This is a genomic window from Enterobacter cloacae complex sp. P18RS, from assembly GCF_014982105.1.
Lineage (GTDB): Bacteria > Pseudomonadota > Gammaproteobacteria > Enterobacterales > Enterobacteriaceae > Enterobacter > Enterobacter hormaechei_C.
On sequence record NZ_JADCKV010000016.1, the window covers coordinates 241868 to 257800 of the forward strand.

A 15933-nucleotide genomic window follows, 5' to 3' on the forward strand; every position below is an offset into this window, starting at 1 on the left:
AAACCGGTTTAGCAATTTAGCACTTTCACCGATAGTTATTAGGGATGCGACAAAATGTATAAAAAACGCAGACTTGCCGTGATGATAGGCATGCTGGCCGGGAGTACCTCTGTTTTTGCCCAGACGGATATGACACGTATCGAAGCGCGCCTGGCGGCGCTGGAGCAGCGTTTGCAGGAGGCGGAAACCCGCGCGCAGGTTGCTGAAAAGCGCGCCACGGCAGCGGAACAGAAAACACAGCAGCTGGTGGCTGCGCAGCAGGAAGCGCAAACCTCCACACAGGCGGTGGCGCAACGTACCACGGTGCTGGAAGAAAAAGCCGACCGGACAGGCGGTTTTGAATTTCACGGTTACGCCCGTTCCGGCCTGCTGATGAACGACGCGGCCTCCAGCAGCAAAAGCGGCCCTTATCTGACGCCCGCCGGGGAAACGGGCGGGGCCATCGGGCGTCTGGGGAACGAAGCGGATACCTACGTTGAGCTGAATGTTGAGCACAAACAGACGCTGGAGAATGGTGCGACGACGCGCTTTAAGGCGATGCTGGCCGACGGCCAGAAAACCTATAACGACTGGTCGGCAGACAGCAGCGACCTGAACATTCGTCAGGCCTTTGCCGAGCTGGGCAATTTGCCAGACTTTACCGGTGCGCTGAAGGGCAGTACCTTCTGGGCGGGTAAGCGTTTTGACCGCGACAACTTCGACATTCACTGGCTGGATTCCGACGTGGTGTTTCTCGCCGGGACCGGCGGCGGCGTCTACGACGTGAAGTGGAACGATACGCTGCGCAGTAACTTCTCCCTTTATGGCCGTAACTTCGGCAGCGAAGAGGAGATCGACAACAACGTTCAGAACTACATCCTCAGCATGAATCACTTCGCCGGGCCGGTGCAGATGATGGTCAGCGGCTTACGGGCAAAAGATAATGACGACCGTAAGGACAGCAACGGCGATCCGATTAAAACCGACGCGGCCAATAACGGGGTACATGCGCTGGTTGGTCTGCATAACGAGAGCTTCTACGGCCTGCGGGAAGGTTCCGCCAAAACGGCTCTGCTTTACGGCCACGGTCTGGGCGCCGAGGTGAAAAGCATTGGTTCAGACGGCGCGCTGCTGTCAGAAGCCGATACCTGGCGTTTTGCAAGTTACGGTGTCACGCCGCTGGGCGGTGGCTGGCACATTGCGCCCGCCGTGCTGGCGCAAAGCAGTAAGGACCGCTACGTGAAGGGCGACAGCTATGAGTGGGTCACGCTCAATACGCGTCTGATCAAAGAGGTGACCCAGAATTTCGCCCTCGCGTTCGAAGGCAGCTATCAGTACATGGATTTAAGCCCGGAAGGCTACAAGGATCGCAATGCGGTTAACGGTAGCTTCTACAAGCTGACCTTCGCCCCGACGTTAAAGGCGGGCAAAATTGGCGATTTCTTCAGCCGTCCGGAGCTGCGCCTGTTCGCCACCTGGATGGACTGGAGCAGCAAGCTGGATAACTACGCCAGCGATGATGCCTTTGGCAGCAGCGGCTTCAACGCGGGCGGGGAATGGAACTTTGGGGTGCAGATGGAAACCTGGTTTTAACCCTTCACGCTCCCGCATCGCGGGGGCGTTTCGAACACCATAAAAGAGGTCAGGAAGAGGTATCTATGGATTTTAATCATATTGCGCGCGAGCTTATTCCGCTGCTCGGTGGCAAAGAGAACATTGCCAGCGCGGCACATTGCGCCACGCGCCTTCGTCTGGTGCTGGTCGATGATGCGCTTGCCGACCAGCAGGCTATCGGCAAGGTTGAAGGCGTGAAAGGCTGTTTTCGAAACGCCGGGCAGATGCAGGTGATCTTCGGCACCGGGGTGGTGAATAAGGTTTACGCCGCGTTTATTCAGGCGGCAGAGATTAGCGAGTCCAGTAAATCGGAAGCGGCGGATATTGCGGCCCGCAAGCTGAACCCGTTCCAGCGTATCGCGCGTCTGCTCTCCAACATCTTCGTGCCGATTATCCCGGCGATCGTGGCCTCGGGTCTGCTGATGGGCCTGCTGGGGATGGTTAAAACCTACGGCTGGGTTAATCCGGATAACGCGCTCTATATCATGCTGGATATGTGCAGCTCGGCGGCGTTTATTATTCTGCCGATCCTGATTGGCTTCACCGCCGCGCGGGAGTTTGGCGGCAACCCGTATCTGGGGGCAACGCTCGGCGGCATTCTGACTCATCCGGCGCTGACCAACGCCTGGGGCGTAGCGTCCGGCTTCCACACCATGAACTTCTTCGGTCTTGAAATCGCCATGATTGGCTATCAGGGAACCGTCTTCCCGGTGCTGCTGGCGGTGTGGTTTATGAGCATTGTGGAAAAACAGCTGCGCCGGGCCATCCCGGATGCGTTAGATCTGATCCTGACGCCGTTCCTGACCGTCATTATCTCCGGCTTCATTGCGCTGTTGATTATTGGCCCGGCGGGACGCGCGCTGGGCGACGGGATCTCCTTCATTCTTAGCACTCTGATTGCCCACGCGGGCTGGCTGGCCGGGCTGCTGTTTGGTGGGCTCTATTCGGTGATTGTCATTACCGGCATTCACCACAGCTTCCACGCCATTGAGGCCGGACTGCTGGGTAATCCGTCGATTGGCGTTAACTTCCTGCTGCCGATCTGGGCGATGGCGAACGTGGCGCAGGGCGGGGCGTGTCTGGCGGTGTGGTTCAAAACTCGCGATGCCAAAATCAAAGCCATTACCTTACCGTCGGCGTTTTCCGCGATGCTGGGCATCACCGAAGCGGCAATTTTTGGCATCAACCTGCGTTTTGTGAAGCCGTTTATCGCGGCGCTGATCGGTGGTGCGGCGGGCGGTGCCTGGGTGGTGTCGGTGCATGTCTACATGACCGCCGTTGGCCTGACGGCGCTTCCCGGCATGGCGATTGTCCAGGCCAGCTCGCTGCTCAACTATATAATCGGCATGGTGATTGCCTTTGGCGTGGCGTTCACCGTCTCTCTGCTGCTGAAATATAAAACGGACTCTGAATAATGACCTTATCTTCCCGCTGGCCTGCCGTGTTGCAGGCCGTTATGCAAGGCCAGCCGCGTGCGCTGGCGGACAGCCACTATCCGCAGTGGCATCCCGCACCGGTGACAGGGCTGATGAACGATCCGAACGGGTTTATCTGGTTTGCCGGGCGCTACCATCTGTTTTATCAGTGGAACCCGCTGGGCTGCGATCATCGCTACAAGTGTTGGGGGCACTGGAGCTCAGCAGATCTGGTGCACTGGCAGCACGAGCCAATGGCGCTGATGCCTGACGAAGAGTATGACCGCAATGGCTGTTACTCCGGCAGCGCCGTGGATAACAACGGCGTGCTGACCCTGTGCTATACCGGCAACGTTAAGTTTGACGATGGCGGCCGCACCGCCTGGCAGTGTCTGGCGGTGCAAAATGACGATGGCACGTTTGCCAAACTGGGACCGGTGTTGCCCCTGCCGGACGGGTACACCGGGCACGTCCGCGATCCGAAAGTATGGTGGCATGACGGGCTGTGGTACATGGTGCTCGGCGCGCAGGATCGACAGCAGCGCGGCAAGGTGCTGCTGTTTACGTCAGCCGATTTACACACCTGGGCGTCCTGCGGCGAAATCGCCGGTCACGGCGTCAACGGACTCACGGACGCGGGCTATATGTGGGAGTGCCCGGATCTGTTTGAGCTTGATGGCACACACGTCTTGATCTGCTGCCCGCAGGGGCTGGCGCGCGAACCGCATCGCTATCTCAACACCTATCCGGCCGTCTGGATGCGTGGGGTATTTGATTATCAAACGCCTGCATTTGCGCACGGCGAGCTGCATGAGCTTGACGCCGGTTTCGAATTTTACGCGCCGCAAACCACGGTGGCAGAAGATGGCCGCCGCATCCTCATCGGCTGGATGGGCGTGCCGGACGGCGAAGAGATGCTCCAGCCTACGCGGGCGCACGGCTGGATCCACCAGATGACCTGTCCTCGCGAGCTGCGCTACCGCGACGGTAAGCTCTGGCAAACCCCGGTTCGTGAGCTGGAAACGCTGCGCGAGGATGAACATCACTGGCAGGGACGCGCCAGCGATGCCCCGGTGCTGGCGGGAGCGCGTCTTGAGTTCGAACTGAGCGCATCGAGCGTGAACGTGGATTTTGCCGGCGCGTTGCGGCTGATTGTGGATGATGAGGGGATCCGCCTGGAACGCGCCAGTCTGAAAACCACAGACACGCTGACCCGCTACTGGCAGGGCAATGTTCATCATTTACGCGTGCTGTGCGACTGTTCCAGCGTCGAAATTTTCATCAATCACGGTGAAGGCGTCATGAGCAGCCGCTATTTTCCTGACCATCCGGCCCAGGTACGCTTCGAAGGTGCGTCCGATATCACATTACGCTACTGGTCGCTGCGCAGCTGCATGATAGAATAGAGGTTTTGGCAGCCGGATCTAAGTCGTTGTGAGAAAAACAAAACGCGTCACCATTAAAGATATCGCGGAGCTCGCGGGGGTATCAAAAGCCACCGCCAGCCTGGTTCTGAACGGCCGCAGCAAAGAGCTTCGGGTGGCGGAGGAGACACGCGAGCGTGTGCTGGCGATTGCCAAAGAACATCATTATCAGCCCAGCATTCACGCCCGTTCGCTGCGGGACAACCGCAGCCACACCATTGGTCTGGTGGTGCCGGAAATCACCAACTACGGGTTTGCCGTTTTTTCTCATGAGCTGGAGACCCTCTGCCGCGAGGCGGGTGTTCAGCTGCTGATCTCCTGTAGCGATGAAAATCCCGGCCAGGAGACTGTGGTGGTCAATAACATGGTGGCCCGCCAGGTGGACGGGCTGATTGTCGCCTCCAGCATGCTCAACGACGCGGACTATCAAAAGCTGAGCGAACAGTTGCCCGTTGTACTCTTTGACCGTCATATGAACGACAGTTCTCTGCCGCTGGTTCTCACCGATTCAATTACCCCAACCGCCACACTGGTGGCCGACATCGCGCGCCAGCATCCGGATGAGTTCTACTTCCTCGGCGGTCAGCCGCGGCTTTCCCCGACGCGTGACCGTCTTGAAGGGTTTAAGCAGGGGCTGCGTGACGCTGGCGTCGAGTTACGTCCGGAGTGGATCATTCATGGTAATTACCATCCGAGCTCCGGCTACGAAATGTTTGCCGAGCTTTGCGCACGCCTGGGCCGCCCGCCAAAAGCCCTTTTTACCGCCGCCTGCGGTCTGCTGGAAGGGGTGTTGCGCTATATGGGGCAACATAATCTGCTGCAAAGCGATATGCGTCTGGCCAGCTTTGACGATCACTATCTCTATGATTCTCTAACCATTCCTGTCGATACCGTTCGTCAGGATAACCGCCAGCTCGCCTGGCACTGCTTTGATCTGATTGGCAAACTGATTGAAGGGGAAACGCCGGAGCCGATCCAGCGTAAGCTGGATGCCACCCTGCAACGGCGATAAAAGGCCGTAGAGTGACAGGGTAACGTCTGAGGGTGACATCAATAACTTTAATTAATTAAAGATTGGATTCAGCCGATAACCAAAGGGAAATTATATCCCTGAGGTGTGTTATGTCGTTGAAAAAATCATCCCTGATTATCCTGTTTTCCCTGCTTTTCTTCTTTGTGGCCAGCACTATCACCAGCGTTGGGCTCATCATTAAAAGTAATACTTCGCTGGATAATGTGAACAAAGAAATTCAGGTGGTTCTGTCCATTATTGATCCCATTAACCACAGCCGAACCCTGCGGGTCAGGGTTATGGAGTATGTGAAAATGGTGGAAGCGGGGGACGCTACCGACCCGTCTGCGAAACTGGCCTCGGTTAAAGAGGCGCTGACCAAAGCCGATAGTGCATTTTCGGCGTTTATGGCCTCGCCGCGTTTGCCGGACGAAGCCCCGCTGGTCACTGCCTACCAGGAGGCGTGGCAAAACTACCGTAACCAGGGACTGGCGCCTCTCATCGCCGCTGCCGCCGCTCACGATGTGTCGCGGTTCAACGCTCTTATTCCCGTGGTGTCTCAACTCGATCGCCAATATGAAATTGTGCTCGATCAGGTTCTCTCCGTTCACCAGAAGTACGCCAAAACGCTGAACGAGGATGCGAGCCATAATTTCGTGTCGGGTCTGGTTATTATCGCCTGCATTGCGGTGCTGTTCGTGGTGGTGATCTTCGCCGTCAGCCTGCTGATGAAACGCGTGGTCTTTGCGCCGGTGAACCTGGCGCGCGAGCACTGTCGCCAGATTGCGGCCGGGAAGCTGGACGTACCGGTACCGATCAAGCGTGATTCCGGGAATGAAATCGATCACCTGATGTCCTCGATGGAGCAGATGCGCCAGGCGCTGCTCTCCACCATTTCTCAGGTGCGCGATGCCAGCCACACTGTGACGCATGCGGCGCAGGAAATTGCCTCCGGCAATATCGACCTGGCCTCCCGTACCGAGCAACAGGCTTCGGCCCTGACCCAGACGGCCGCCAGCATGGAAGAGCTGAGCGCGACGGTGGCGAATAACACCGACAACGTTTTCCAGGCCGGTAAGCTGGTGCAGGATGCCGTGAAAAATGCCCATACCGGTGAAGCGGTAACCCGTGAAGTCATCGAAACGATGAATACTATCGCGTCCAATTCGAAGCGTATTGAAGACATCACCAGCGTCATCAACAGCATTGCTTTCCAGACTAATATTCTGGCGCTAAACGCGGCCGTTGAAGCGGCGCGTGCTGGCGCGCAGGGGCGAGGATTTGCCGTGGTAGCAAGTGAAGTGCGCACCCTGGCACAAAAAAGCGCGGTGGCGGCGAAAGATATCGAAAGCCTTATCGCCCAGTCTGTTTCCAGCGTGAAAAACGGTGCACAACTGGTGAATCGTTCGGGAGAGGTGATTGATTCTATTATCAGCTCTGTGAATAAAGTGCATACGCTGATGGAACAGATTTCGGTTGCCTCAGAAGAGCAGAGCCGCGGGATTGGTCAGGTTGGGCAGGCCGTAACGGAGATGGACGGTGTGACCCAGCAGAACGCGGCGCTGGTGCAGCAATCCGCCGCCGCCGCGGCCTCGCTGGAGGAGCAGGCGCAGCAGCTGTCCCAGAGTATCTCGAGCTTTAGTTTGCCTGCTACGGCGTGATGTTCAGAGAGGCTCCTGAGGGAGCCTTTTTAATGTCTGCATGTAGCCGCTGCACAATCTCCTTCAGCCATTACTGTTATCCGTACAAAGCCGCTATGACATAAATTTTATCTTTCCCCGGCAATATTTCTGTTCCTCATCCGTCTACCTCATCAGAGACCATAATCATTCAACATAAACGAGGTACACATGAGAAATTTTGATATGCACGGAAAAGGTCACGGGCGTGGTTTGGGCCGCCATCGTATGGGTAAGGGCATCGTGATTGGCGCAGTCCTGTTCGTGGTGCTTGGCCTGCTGGTCATGTCCCTGTGGAACGCGTTGCTCCCGGCCATCCTGGGGGTTAAAGCCATTGGCTTCTGGCAGGCGCTGGGGATCCTGCTGCTGAGCCGCATTCTTTTCGGTGGGCTGGGTTTCCGTCCGGGCATGTTCGGTGCACACCGCCGTATGCACGAACAATGGATGAATATGAGCCCCGAACAACGTGAGGCCTTCATTCAGCAGCGTCGGGCGGGATTTGGGCGCCACGGTCATTGCCGGTGGCACGATGGCCGGGATGAAAAGCGAGATGATAACGGTGCAAAAGCGCCGGAAGCCGAGTGAGCGATATGAAAGCCGGTGAGGCGGGGGAATCATTACTGATCTCGGCACTCAATGCCTGCCGCGCGCGGCTAAAAGCCTTCATTCACGGACGGACTGCGGTTCGTGATGATGTCGATGATATTCTTCAGGAAGTGACCTGGCAGTTGATGAAAGTGGAACAACCGGTCGAGAACGTCGCCGCCTGGCTGTTTCGCGCCGCACGAAATGAGATGATCGACCGGGCGCGAAAAAAGCACGAGGTTTCACTGCCGGGGTACCTGACAGCAGATGACGAAGACTTTCCTGAGCAGGAGATTGCAGAAACGTTATTCGGCGTACCGCAAACGCCGGAGGAAGAGTATCTCAACATGCTGCTATGGGAAGAGTTGGGGCAAGCCCTGTCGGAACTGCCGCCACCTCAGCGCGAGGTGTTTGAAAAAACGGAATTTGAGGGCTACAGCATGAAGATGCTGGCAGAGGAAACAGGCGACAGTGTGCAGGCGTTATTATCCCGCAAACACAAAGCCGTGCGATTTTTGCGTAGTCGCCTCAAGGATATTTATGAAGCGTTGACAGGGCAATAAACTTCGACCACTCTGAAAAACAATATTTTAAAGGGGTCGTTATGCTTCAACGGTTAGCAAAGAAAAAGGTGCTGTTAGTCTCTGCTCTGATGGTTTCAGGGCTGGTCAGGGCAGAGGAGTCGCTTCCGGATGTGGTGAAGCACTTCAGTGAACAGCAGGACATCAAAATCATCAAGAAAATTGACGCCCCCGGCGGCGCGCCAGCGTGGCTGGGGAAATATCAGGACATGGGCGTGACGCTCTTTCTGACCCCTGACGGAAAGCACGTCGTGTCTGGTTATCTTTATGATGAGAAAGGAACCAACCTCAGCGAGGCCTTTTTCCAGAAAGAGATCTACGCCCCGATGGGCCGCGAGATGTGGAAAAAGCTCAATGCGGCGCATCCCCTGAAAGAGGGCGCGGAGAGTGCCCCGCGCAAAGTCTTCGTCTTTGCCGACCCGTTCTGCCCGTACTGCAAGCAGTTCTGGGCTGAAGCGCAGCCGTGGGTGAAGGCTGGCAAGGTTCAGCTCAATACGCTGCTGGTTGCATTTCTTAACCCAAACAGCGGGCGTAACGCCTCCGCGATCCTGAATGCGAAAGATCCGGTGTCGGCCTGGAAAACGTACGAGCTGTCCGGCGGGAAAAAGCTGCCGAAACCTGAAGCTGCGGCTTCCCGGGAAACCGTTGAGATCCTGCAAAATCACCAGACGCTAATGGACAGTCTCGGCGCGAATGCCACACCGGCTATTTATTACCTGAATGAGCAAAACGAACTCCAACAGGTCGTGGGTATGCCAGACGCAAAACAGCTTGAGGCGATGTTCGGGCCGAAGCCGTAAAAGAAAGGCAGAAACAGGACGTTTCTGCCTTTTTTCAGTCAACTACCCCAGCGTCCCCGGAGGTAATTTACTGCCTCCTGCGTCTGCGGCTGGTTAAGATAGTCTTCACGGAACAGGATGGTGCCCTTAACGTCTGGCAGTGAATCGTTGAGGTCGAGCTGTTTTTTCAGCTCCGGTACGCCGCCGTTCACCGTCCAGTCCGGTTCGTTTCTGGAAGGCGCGCCCACTTTGTAGAACGCGATCCCGATATACAGGCGGGTATGGGTCGGTTTCACCACGTCAGCCCACCATTTTGTCAGCACATCGTAACGTGCCGCGTCGCGGGCGAAGGGCCAGTAGATCTGCGGCGCAATGTAATCCAGTAAACCCTGCTGTACCCATTTGCGCGTGTCAGCGTAGGATTCATCATAGGCTGCGGCACCGCGGGTGTCCGAGCCTGCCGGGTCGAAGGAGCGATTGCGCCAGACCCCCGCCGGGCTAACGCCAAATTCGACCTCAGGTTTAGCCTGCTTGATCGCCCTTGAAACCTGCACAATCAACTGCTGCGTATTGTGTCGACGCCAGTCCGCTTTTGACGCAAAACCTTCGCCATAGCGCCTGAAGGTCCAGGCATCATTCAGGGTGGACCCCGGCGTCTCGGTGTAAAAATAGTCATCGAACTGAACGCCGTCGACAGGGTAGTGATTTACCACTTCCATCACCACCTGGGTTATCCAGTCCCGCACGTCGGGAATGCCCGGGTCGAGAACAAAACGATCCCCCGAGGTGCGGATCCACTCCGGATGCTGGACGTACACGCTGGAAGGATGAAGCGACGAGGTGCGGTTAAGCGCGGCGATGGTCGACGGCTTCGTGTTGGTGGAAACGCGGTACGGGTTAAACCAGGCATGAACCTTCATCCCGCGCTTGTGCGCTTCATCCAGCATAAACTGAAGCGGATCGTAACCGGGATCTTCCCCGATAGTCCCCGTCAGGGTATCTGACCAGGGCAGTATTTTAGAGGCCCACAGCGCCGTACTGTCCGGTTTTACCTGAAAGAAGACGGTGTTGATCCCAAGTTTTTTCAGCTTATCGAGCTTGTCCGTCAGCGCCCGCTGTTGCTGGGCGATACGCTGGTCCGCGCTACGGCCATTCACCGATGACACGGGAGGCCAGTCGAGACGGGAGACGGTCGCCAGCCAGATCCCGCGCATGGGTTCGTTAGTCTGCTGTAGAGGTTTCGCCTGCGGCAGCGGGGTAACGAGTGATTTGGGTGGTTTGGAAGTGCAACTTACCAGTAAAAGCGCGCAGCCAAGCAGCGCGCCAGTCCGTTTTACGTGTCGCATCATTTGCGTGTTAGCTCCTGGGTGTCCGGCTATCCGTCCAGGGATTAAACTCCGGTTCGTCCTGTTCCCCGTTACCGTCATCGTGAAGAGAGTCGAGGTAGAGGGCTTCAACTTCCGCCCGCGCCCATGGGGTGCGGCGCAGGAACTTCAGACTCGATTTAACACTCGGGTCCTTGCGAAAACAGTTGATTTTGATTCGGTTGCCCAGTTCATTCCAGCCATATCGCGCAACCAGCGCGTTAACCTGCATTTCGAGGGTTACGCCATGCAAAGGATCGTTGGAAATATGTGCTGTCATAGGCGTCCGGTAGTCTCAGTTTTTATGGGGATGTGATAAACGCTCAAAGGTTACAAGAAAGCAGGGGACGCGGCAATTTCAGCGTGAGGTTCTTCACCCGTGAAGGGTGAAGAAGATTTTCCGGTTAACGCTATTTTTTAAACAGTTCAGGCGCCCACGGCGTCGGGTCTACCTCCATAAAGGGCGCACGCTCAAAGCGGGACTTCAGCGCCCAGGGCACCGTACAGTCGAAAATCGTTTTGCAGGTGATCCCGTTGCCACGAATGGAGGGGCTGTAGTCCGGCGCCTGAGACGGATCGAGCTGGTGTCCGCGGATCCCCGGCAGATGGGTGATGCTGACATCGCCCTGCATACGGGTGGTCATCGCCCACAGGATGTCGTCGCTGTCGAAAATATCCACATCTTCGTCGACGAGAATAATGTTTTTAAGCTCGGAATAGGTGGCTAACGCGATGAGTGCCGCCTGACCCTGACGCCCTTCGTCAGAGGGCTGGCGTTTTTTCACCTGCAATACGCCAAGAAACTTGCCGCCGCCAGCGGTATGCGCATAGACGTTTTGCAGAAAACCGGGGATGGCTTCTTCCACCGCATTACGGATGCTGGCCTCCGTTGGCAAACCGGCCAGCGTGGTGTGCTCCTCGCCCGGTCCTACCAGGGTTTGCAGGATCGCCTGATGACGCATCGTGACGGCCTTCACTTTGATTACCGGTAAGGAGGGGTTAGCCTCCCCACAGTAGCCGGGAAATTCCGGCATCGCGTGCCCGGTGTGGGTATGCTGATCTTCTTCTACACGCACGCCCGGCAGCAGTTCGCCTTCGATGATAATTTCCGCACGCGCTATCGCTTTTTCATTTACGGCCACACCCTGCACCAGCTCTACGGGGGTCTGACGTAACGCGCCGGCGACACCCAGCTCGTTGTAGCCGAAGGGCGTGGTAGGGGCTTCGAAACAGGCGCCAATATAGATAGCGGGATCGAGACCCATATTGATCGTGACCGGCAACGGTTTGCCCGCCTCCTCGGCTTTCTTACGGAACACTTCAATATGGCGGCCCGCGGCAAGAAACATGGAGAGCTCATCGCGCTCCTGCACGCAGAGACGGTGAATAGTGACATCGGTCAGTGAGGCATCTTCCGGATCGCTTGCCAGCACCAGCCCCAGACAGAAGAACGGACCGGCATCTATCGGCGTGTTGGTCGGTGCCGGAAGCAATTTACGCAGATCGAAGTCCGGATCGTCGGCATAAAACACCTGTTCCTGACAGGGCGCCTGTGCCGCCGGAACCACAACGGGAGCAATCGGGTTTTTCACGGCCTGGCCGACATGTTTTGCCAGTTCAGAGGGCTCGCAGCCCAACAGGAGCGCCGCCCGCTCGCGGCTGGCGTGCATTCCGACCAGAATACGCGAGTCGGGATATCCCTTAATAGCGTTAAACATCATCGCCGGGCCAATGCGCGTCGGACGTTTTACCGTGCCGCCAGCACCAATATGCCGGTACACACCCGCCAGCTCCGCGTCAGGATCGACCGGATGGCTGGTTTCAAGGTATTGACCTTCATGGCGTTTGAGCAGTTCGATAGCACTTCTGAGATCGTTGATGTGGTTTTTCATATTTCCCTCCTCGGATGAAGGCTTCCATTCTTAACCGGACGAAGAGGGCTATCAATTGCATCATTTATGCTATTTTAATATGAATTTTATTATCAATAATAAAGGCATGGTATGCAGTTTCGACTGATGCGCAATTTCATCGTGGTGGCGGAAGAGCTTCACATGCATCGGGCGGCGGAGCGCCTTAACATGGCGCAGCCAGCGCTGAGCCAGCAGATAAAAACGCTTGAAGATCGTCTTGGGGTCTTGCTCTTTAGCCGGGCGAATCGTCGCCTGACGCTGACGCCAGCCGGTGAGGCATTTCTCAGTAAAGCCAGAGTCGCGATTTTAATGACCGATCAGGCGATTCTGGATGCCAGACAGACGGCCAGAGGGGAACAGGGCGTGCTGAATCTCGGATGTGTTTCAAGTGCGATATTCGACAGTAAGCTACCCGCCGCGCTACGGCTTTTACATGAGAAATGGCCCGCCATCAGCCTTTCCATGATGACGGGTAACGTGCAAACCCTTTATACCGGCGTGCAAAGCAACCAGCTGGATGTGGCCATTATTCGTGCCCCGTTACCGCTATTGCCTGACGATCTGCAAAGCCGTCCATTTACAACGGAAAAGGCCGTGCTGGCCTTACCTCGTCAACATAGCCTGGCGGGCTCCGCCGCGCTGACGCTTGCGTCGGTGAAAGAGGAGAAGTGGATCGCCCTGCGCGACCCGGAGGGGATGGGGCTGGAGCAATATTTCTATGATGCCTGCCACAGCGCGGGCATACAGCCTGACGTTGTGCAAAATGCCACCGATGTCCCCACGGTGATAACTCTCGTCTCGGCAGGGTTTGGCATCGCTATGCTGCCGGCTTCAGCGAAGGCGATATGCGTACAAAACGTCGTCTTTGTGGATATTCTTGACCGACTCCGGAAGAGCGAGCTGACGCTGGTTTGCCACCGGATTATTCGCTCTGAGATCCTGAAAAAATTGATGAGCATCCTCGATCATACCTGACGTCCGGCGGCCTGAAGAAGCTGTTCTCGCAGCCAGCGGTTAGCCGGATCCCGGCTGTTTTTCGGGTGCCAGTACATACCGATGACGATCGGAGGGAGATCCAGCGGCGGCGGAAAAATATCAAGCGTTTGCGTGAACCGTAGCAACATGCGTCTGGGTAGGGTGCAGAGCAAATCGGTACCGGCAACAATCGCAGGCGCCATCGCATAGCTTTGCGTCGACATCACCACGTTACGCTGGTGGCCAAGCCCCGCCAGATGCTGATCGACAAAGCCCGCGAACGGGTCGCCCTCGGATGAAACCACCAGGTGGGAAAGGCTGCAATAGCTTTCCAGATCCATCGGCACCGTACCGCGCGGATGGCCTTTACGCTGGGCGGTGGCATATTCATCGTCAAACAGCTTGCGTCTGACCCATGCATCGTGCGCCCCCGCGTTAACGCCGACATAAATATCCACATCGCCATTTTCCATCTGCGCTGGCAGCAGCGGGGTTTCCGGGAGCGCAAAACGCAGGCGGATGCCTGGTGCTGTGCTGCTAATCTGATTCTGCAACTCTGCCCCCAGCATCAGCGCCGGGTTCTCGTGCAGGGCAATCACAAAGGTGCGGGTGCTGTTATGCGCGTTGAACGTGGTGGGTTCAAGCATCGCCGATATACCCTGCAAAACCGTCGCGACCTGCGGCCTTAACGCCTCGGCGCGCGGCGTAGGTAACACCCCACGTCCGTGTGGGGAAGGGATAAACAGCGGCTCATTGAACAGGACGCGCAGGCGCGCAAGGCGGGCAGACATCGCCGGCTGGCTGATGCCCAGCCGCGCGGCCGCATGGGTGATATTCTGATCCCTGAGTAACGCATCCAGCGTCAGGATCAGGTCCATATCCATATCGGAGGAGGGCATCTTATTGTGCGTCATAGCTTGCTGCCGTTATTCAACAGGGAAGGTTAGCCATTGCCAGAAAAGCAGTCACTGCATTACCTGGCTCCTGCATGCGGCTGATCATGACCAGATTTGCGGTCAACGCCTGAGCATTCAGGTTGCGGTAAATCAGTCCGGGTATTTGCACCTGTTGCAGGGGGGCGGGAACCAGCGCCAGACCGAGCCCGGCTGCGGCAAATGCCAGAACGCTTAGCGTACTGTTTGAACGATGTGCCACGCAAAAACCATCCCCGAGCTGCTGCGCCAGCAGCACAGTCAGATTTTCATTGGAGTCATGCGCGTCGTACAGGACCAGGGGATGACCGGCGAGCATTTCAACGGAGAGGTGCGGATGGATGGCTAAGGGATGATCGTCACACATTGCGATTATCATCTCCCAGTTTCCGGTTTTCTGCACCCTGATCTGCGGATCGGCTGTCGTACTGTTATCCGGTGTATAACCGACATCAATATGCCCTGCGAGGATCGCAGCTACCTGTTTCTGGGGAGCGATTTCCTGAATGGTGACTTCTGCATCCGGATGGGTTTTACGGAAGCGACGTACATCGGTAATCATTTTGCCACTAAAAATGGCGTTACCGGCAAAACCGACCCGTACACGCCCTGTCTCTCCCCGTATCGCACGCTGGACTGCCAGACGCGTGTGTTCCATTTGTTCCAGCATCAGTCTGGCTTCGCTGAGAAGAAGCGATCCGGCCTCAGTAAGTTCCACACGACGGCTGGTGCGGATAAACAGCGGACCGCCTAACTCAGTTTCAAGGGCTTTAATCTGCATGCTGAGCGCAGGCTGAACAATATTGAGTCGCTTAGCCGCGCGTCCAAAATGCTCTTCTTCTGCAACAGCCAAAAAATAGCGTAAGTGCCGGAGTTCCATTGCCACCCTGACTCATCATTAAAAATGATTGTTTAGTAAAATATATATATTTGAGTATAAACCGCTTCACGGCCAAACTGAACGCATCAACTCAAACAGGAACCAAACAATGCAAACTCACCAACTGCAAGACCGTCAGGATCTTAACGACCTCATGAATGGCTGGATGCACCGCGACCTGGGCGAATGGGAGCAGCTGCGTAATCTTTTTCATCCGGACGGCACAATCGAAATTACGTGGTTCGAAGGGCTCGCGAGCGATTTTGTCGAGGGTTCCATGCGTATGGGCGCTTCAGATTTGCGCACAAAACATATGATTGGCTCGCCCGCCGTCACTTTTAACGACCGCGGCGACAAAGCGATTCTCGAAACCAATGCGATGATCATCGCTGAAAATATAAAACTTAATATTGGATGCGAATGCCACAATCGTTTCTACGATCTGGCAGAAAAGAGAGAGGGCGTATGGAAGCTGTTCCATCGTCAGAGCATCTACGACATGGGTATTTTCACCTTTCCGCTGGGCCCGGTTGAGATTGATTCAAAAATTGCTGCCAACTATCCGCGGGAATATGCCGCGCTAGCTTATCTGCTGGAACAAAGCGGTTTTCCCCTCGGCCGCGTATTTGCCACGCGTGACAGTGAACTAGAAGCGAATATGAAAGCGAACGCAAAAAAATGGCTGGCTGTCTGACAGGTTGAGCGCAGGGCCGAACAGATTTCGCCGGCTGGTTAATACCCGGCCGCGGGGCCCTGGGCGTGAGATAGCGGTCCCAGGCTGACATATTTAGCCTGGGACGC

Annotated in this window: 15 protein-coding genes; 10 read left to right on the forward strand and 5 right to left on the reverse strand. The window is 56.4% G+C overall.

Annotated features, from left to right (window positions below):
• Positions 1-54: 54 nt before the first annotated feature.
• From INF61_RS13305 to dsbG, 8 genes are all read left to right on the forward strand, one after another.
• Entirely contained in the window at positions 55-1572 is a 1518-nt protein-coding gene (locus tag INF61_RS13305) for a carbohydrate porin (RefSeq protein ID WP_023303760.1), read from the forward strand.
• Positions 1573-1637: 65 nt separating this feature from the next.
• Positions 1638-3008 carry a sucrose-specific PTS transporter subunit IIBC gene (locus INF61_RS13310; RefSeq protein WP_017382323.1) on the forward strand — a complete coding sequence of 457 codons (1371 nt, stop codon included), beginning with the start codon at positions 1638-1640 and terminating at the stop codon, positions 3006-3008.
• Entirely contained in the window at positions 3008-4414 is a 1407-nt protein-coding gene (locus tag INF61_RS13315; RefSeq protein ID WP_063413298.1) for a sucrose-6-phosphate hydrolase, read from the forward strand. The genes INF61_RS13310 and INF61_RS13315 overlap by 1 nt, the downstream gene beginning before the upstream one ends.
• 28 nt (positions 4415-4442) lie before the next feature.
• Positions 4443-5444 (forward strand): LacI family DNA-binding transcriptional regulator, encoded by a 1002-nt coding sequence (locus INF61_RS13320; RefSeq protein ID WP_193547823.1) that lies wholly within the window; start codon positions 4443-4445, stop codon positions 5442-5444.
• Between the two features lie 110 nt (positions 5445-5554).
• Entirely contained in the window at positions 5555-7105 is a 1551-nt protein-coding gene (locus INF61_RS13325; RefSeq protein WP_017693401.1) for a methyl-accepting chemotaxis protein, read from the forward strand.
• A 189-nt stretch (positions 7106-7294) separates the two neighbouring features.
• Entirely contained in the window at positions 7295-7708 is a 414-nt protein-coding gene (locus INF61_RS13330) for a hypothetical protein (RefSeq protein ID WP_015570500.1), read from the forward strand.
• 5 nt (positions 7709-7713) lie between these two features.
• The gene (locus INF61_RS13335) at positions 7714-8271 is read left to right on the forward strand and encodes an RNA polymerase sigma factor (protein ID WP_193547838.1); all 558 of its coding nucleotides are present in this window, start codon (positions 7714-7716) and stop codon (positions 8269-8271) included.
• Between the two features lie 41 nt (positions 8272-8312).
• The gene (gene dsbG, locus INF61_RS13340) at positions 8313-9089 is read left to right on the forward strand and encodes a thiol:disulfide interchange protein DsbG (RefSeq protein ID WP_193547824.1); all 777 of its coding nucleotides are present in this window, start codon (positions 8313-8315) and stop codon (positions 9087-9089) included.
• Positions 9090-9127: 38 nt separating this feature from the next.
• Here dsbG and INF61_RS13345 read toward each other — a convergent pair whose 3' ends face one another.
• The 3 genes from INF61_RS13345 to INF61_RS13355 all read right to left on the reverse strand — a co-directional run bounded on the left by INF61_RS13345 (position 9128) and on the right by INF61_RS13355 (position 12324).
• Positions 9128-10417 (reverse strand): glycoside hydrolase family 10 protein, encoded by a 1290-nt coding sequence (locus INF61_RS13345; RefSeq protein WP_033487785.1) that lies wholly within the window; start codon positions 10415-10417, stop codon positions 9128-9130.
• Positions 10418-10424: 7 nt separating this feature from the next.
• A complete protein-coding gene (locus INF61_RS13350; protein WP_032671155.1) occupies positions 10425-10712 on the reverse strand; it encodes a VF530 family DNA-binding protein in 288 nt (95 codons plus the stop codon).
• Positions 10713-10842: 130 nt separating this feature from the next.
• Positions 10843-12324, reverse strand: a complete 1482-nt coding sequence (locus INF61_RS13355; RefSeq protein ID WP_017382330.1) for a UbiD family decarboxylase — start codon at positions 12322-12324, stop codon at positions 10843-10845.
• A gap of 111 nt (positions 12325-12435) precedes the next feature.
• Here INF61_RS13355 and INF61_RS13360 point away from each other — a divergent pair, with 111 nt between their 5' ends.
• Positions 12436-13320: a LysR substrate-binding domain-containing protein gene (locus tag INF61_RS13360; protein ID WP_058689400.1), complete on the forward strand. Its 885-nt coding sequence runs from the start codon at positions 12436-12438 to the stop codon at positions 13318-13320.
• Here the strand turns inward: INF61_RS13360 and INF61_RS13365 are convergent.
• Together INF61_RS13365 and INF61_RS13370 are read right to left on the reverse strand one after the other, a co-directional pair.
• Positions 13311-14234, reverse strand: coding sequence for a LysR family transcriptional regulator (locus INF61_RS13365; protein ID WP_193547825.1), 924 nt, complete (start codon positions 14232-14234; stop codon positions 13311-13313). The two genes, INF61_RS13360 and INF61_RS13365, sit on opposite strands and share 10 nt — an antisense overlap.
• A 16-nt stretch (positions 14235-14250) precedes the next feature.
• Positions 14251-15132 carry a LysR substrate-binding domain-containing protein gene (locus tag INF61_RS13370; protein WP_193547839.1) on the reverse strand — a complete coding sequence of 294 codons (882 nt, stop codon included), beginning with the start codon at positions 15130-15132 and terminating at the stop codon, positions 14251-14253.
• Positions 15133-15241: 109 nt separating this feature from the next.
• Between INF61_RS13370 and INF61_RS13375 the strand changes: the two genes are divergently transcribed.
• Complete coding sequence (locus tag INF61_RS13375; protein WP_023296638.1) at positions 15242-15826, forward strand: nuclear transport factor 2 family protein; 585 nt, start codon at positions 15242-15244, stop codon at positions 15824-15826.
• Positions 15827-15933 lie beyond the last annotated feature (107 nt).

Excerpts from the sequence above, each read along its gene's own strand:
- INF61_RS13375 (WP_023296638.1), top strand. The coding sequence starts at position 15,242 with ATGCAAACTCACCAACTGCAAGACCGTCAGGATCTTAACGACCTCATG.
- INF61_RS13330 (WP_015570500.1), top strand. The coding sequence starts at position 7,295 with ATGAGAAATTTTGATATGCACGGAAAAGGTCACGGGCGTGGTTTGGGC.
- INF61_RS13365 (WP_193547825.1), bottom strand. The coding sequence starts at position 14,234 with ATGACGCACAATAAGATGCCCTCCTCCGATATGGATATGGACCTGATC.
- INF61_RS13335 (WP_193547838.1), top strand. The coding sequence starts at position 7,714 with ATGAAAGCCGGTGAGGCGGGGGAATCATTACTGATCTCGGCACTCAAT.
- INF61_RS13370 (WP_193547839.1), bottom strand. The coding sequence starts at position 15,132 with ATGGAACTCCGGCACTTACGCTATTTTTTGGCTGTTGCAGAAGAAGAG.
- INF61_RS13345 (WP_033487785.1), bottom strand. The coding sequence starts at position 10,417 with ATGATGCGACACGTAAAACGGACTGGCGCGCTGCTTGGCTGCGCGCTT.
- dsbG (WP_193547824.1), top strand. The coding sequence starts at position 8,313 with ATGCTTCAACGGTTAGCAAAGAAAAAGGTGCTGTTAGTCTCTGCTCTG.
- INF61_RS13305 (WP_023303760.1), top strand. The coding sequence starts at position 55 with ATGTATAAAAAACGCAGACTTGCCGTGATGATAGGCATGCTGGCCGGG.
- INF61_RS13355 (WP_017382330.1), bottom strand. The coding sequence starts at position 12,324 with ATGAAAAACCACATCAACGATCTCAGAAGTGCTATCGAACTGCTCAAA.
- INF61_RS13310 (WP_017382323.1), top strand. The coding sequence starts at position 1,638 with ATGGATTTTAATCATATTGCGCGCGAGCTTATTCCGCTGCTCGGTGGC.
- INF61_RS13350 (WP_032671155.1), bottom strand. The coding sequence starts at position 10,712 with ATGACAGCACATATTTCCAACGATCCTTTGCATGGCGTAACCCTCGAA.
- INF61_RS13315 (WP_063413298.1), top strand. The coding sequence starts at position 3,008 with ATGACCTTATCTTCCCGCTGGCCTGCCGTGTTGCAGGCCGTTATGCAA.
- INF61_RS13360 (WP_058689400.1), top strand. The coding sequence starts at position 12,436 with ATGCAGTTTCGACTGATGCGCAATTTCATCGTGGTGGCGGAAGAGCTT.
- INF61_RS13325 (WP_017693401.1), top strand. The coding sequence starts at position 5,555 with ATGTCGTTGAAAAAATCATCCCTGATTATCCTGTTTTCCCTGCTTTTC.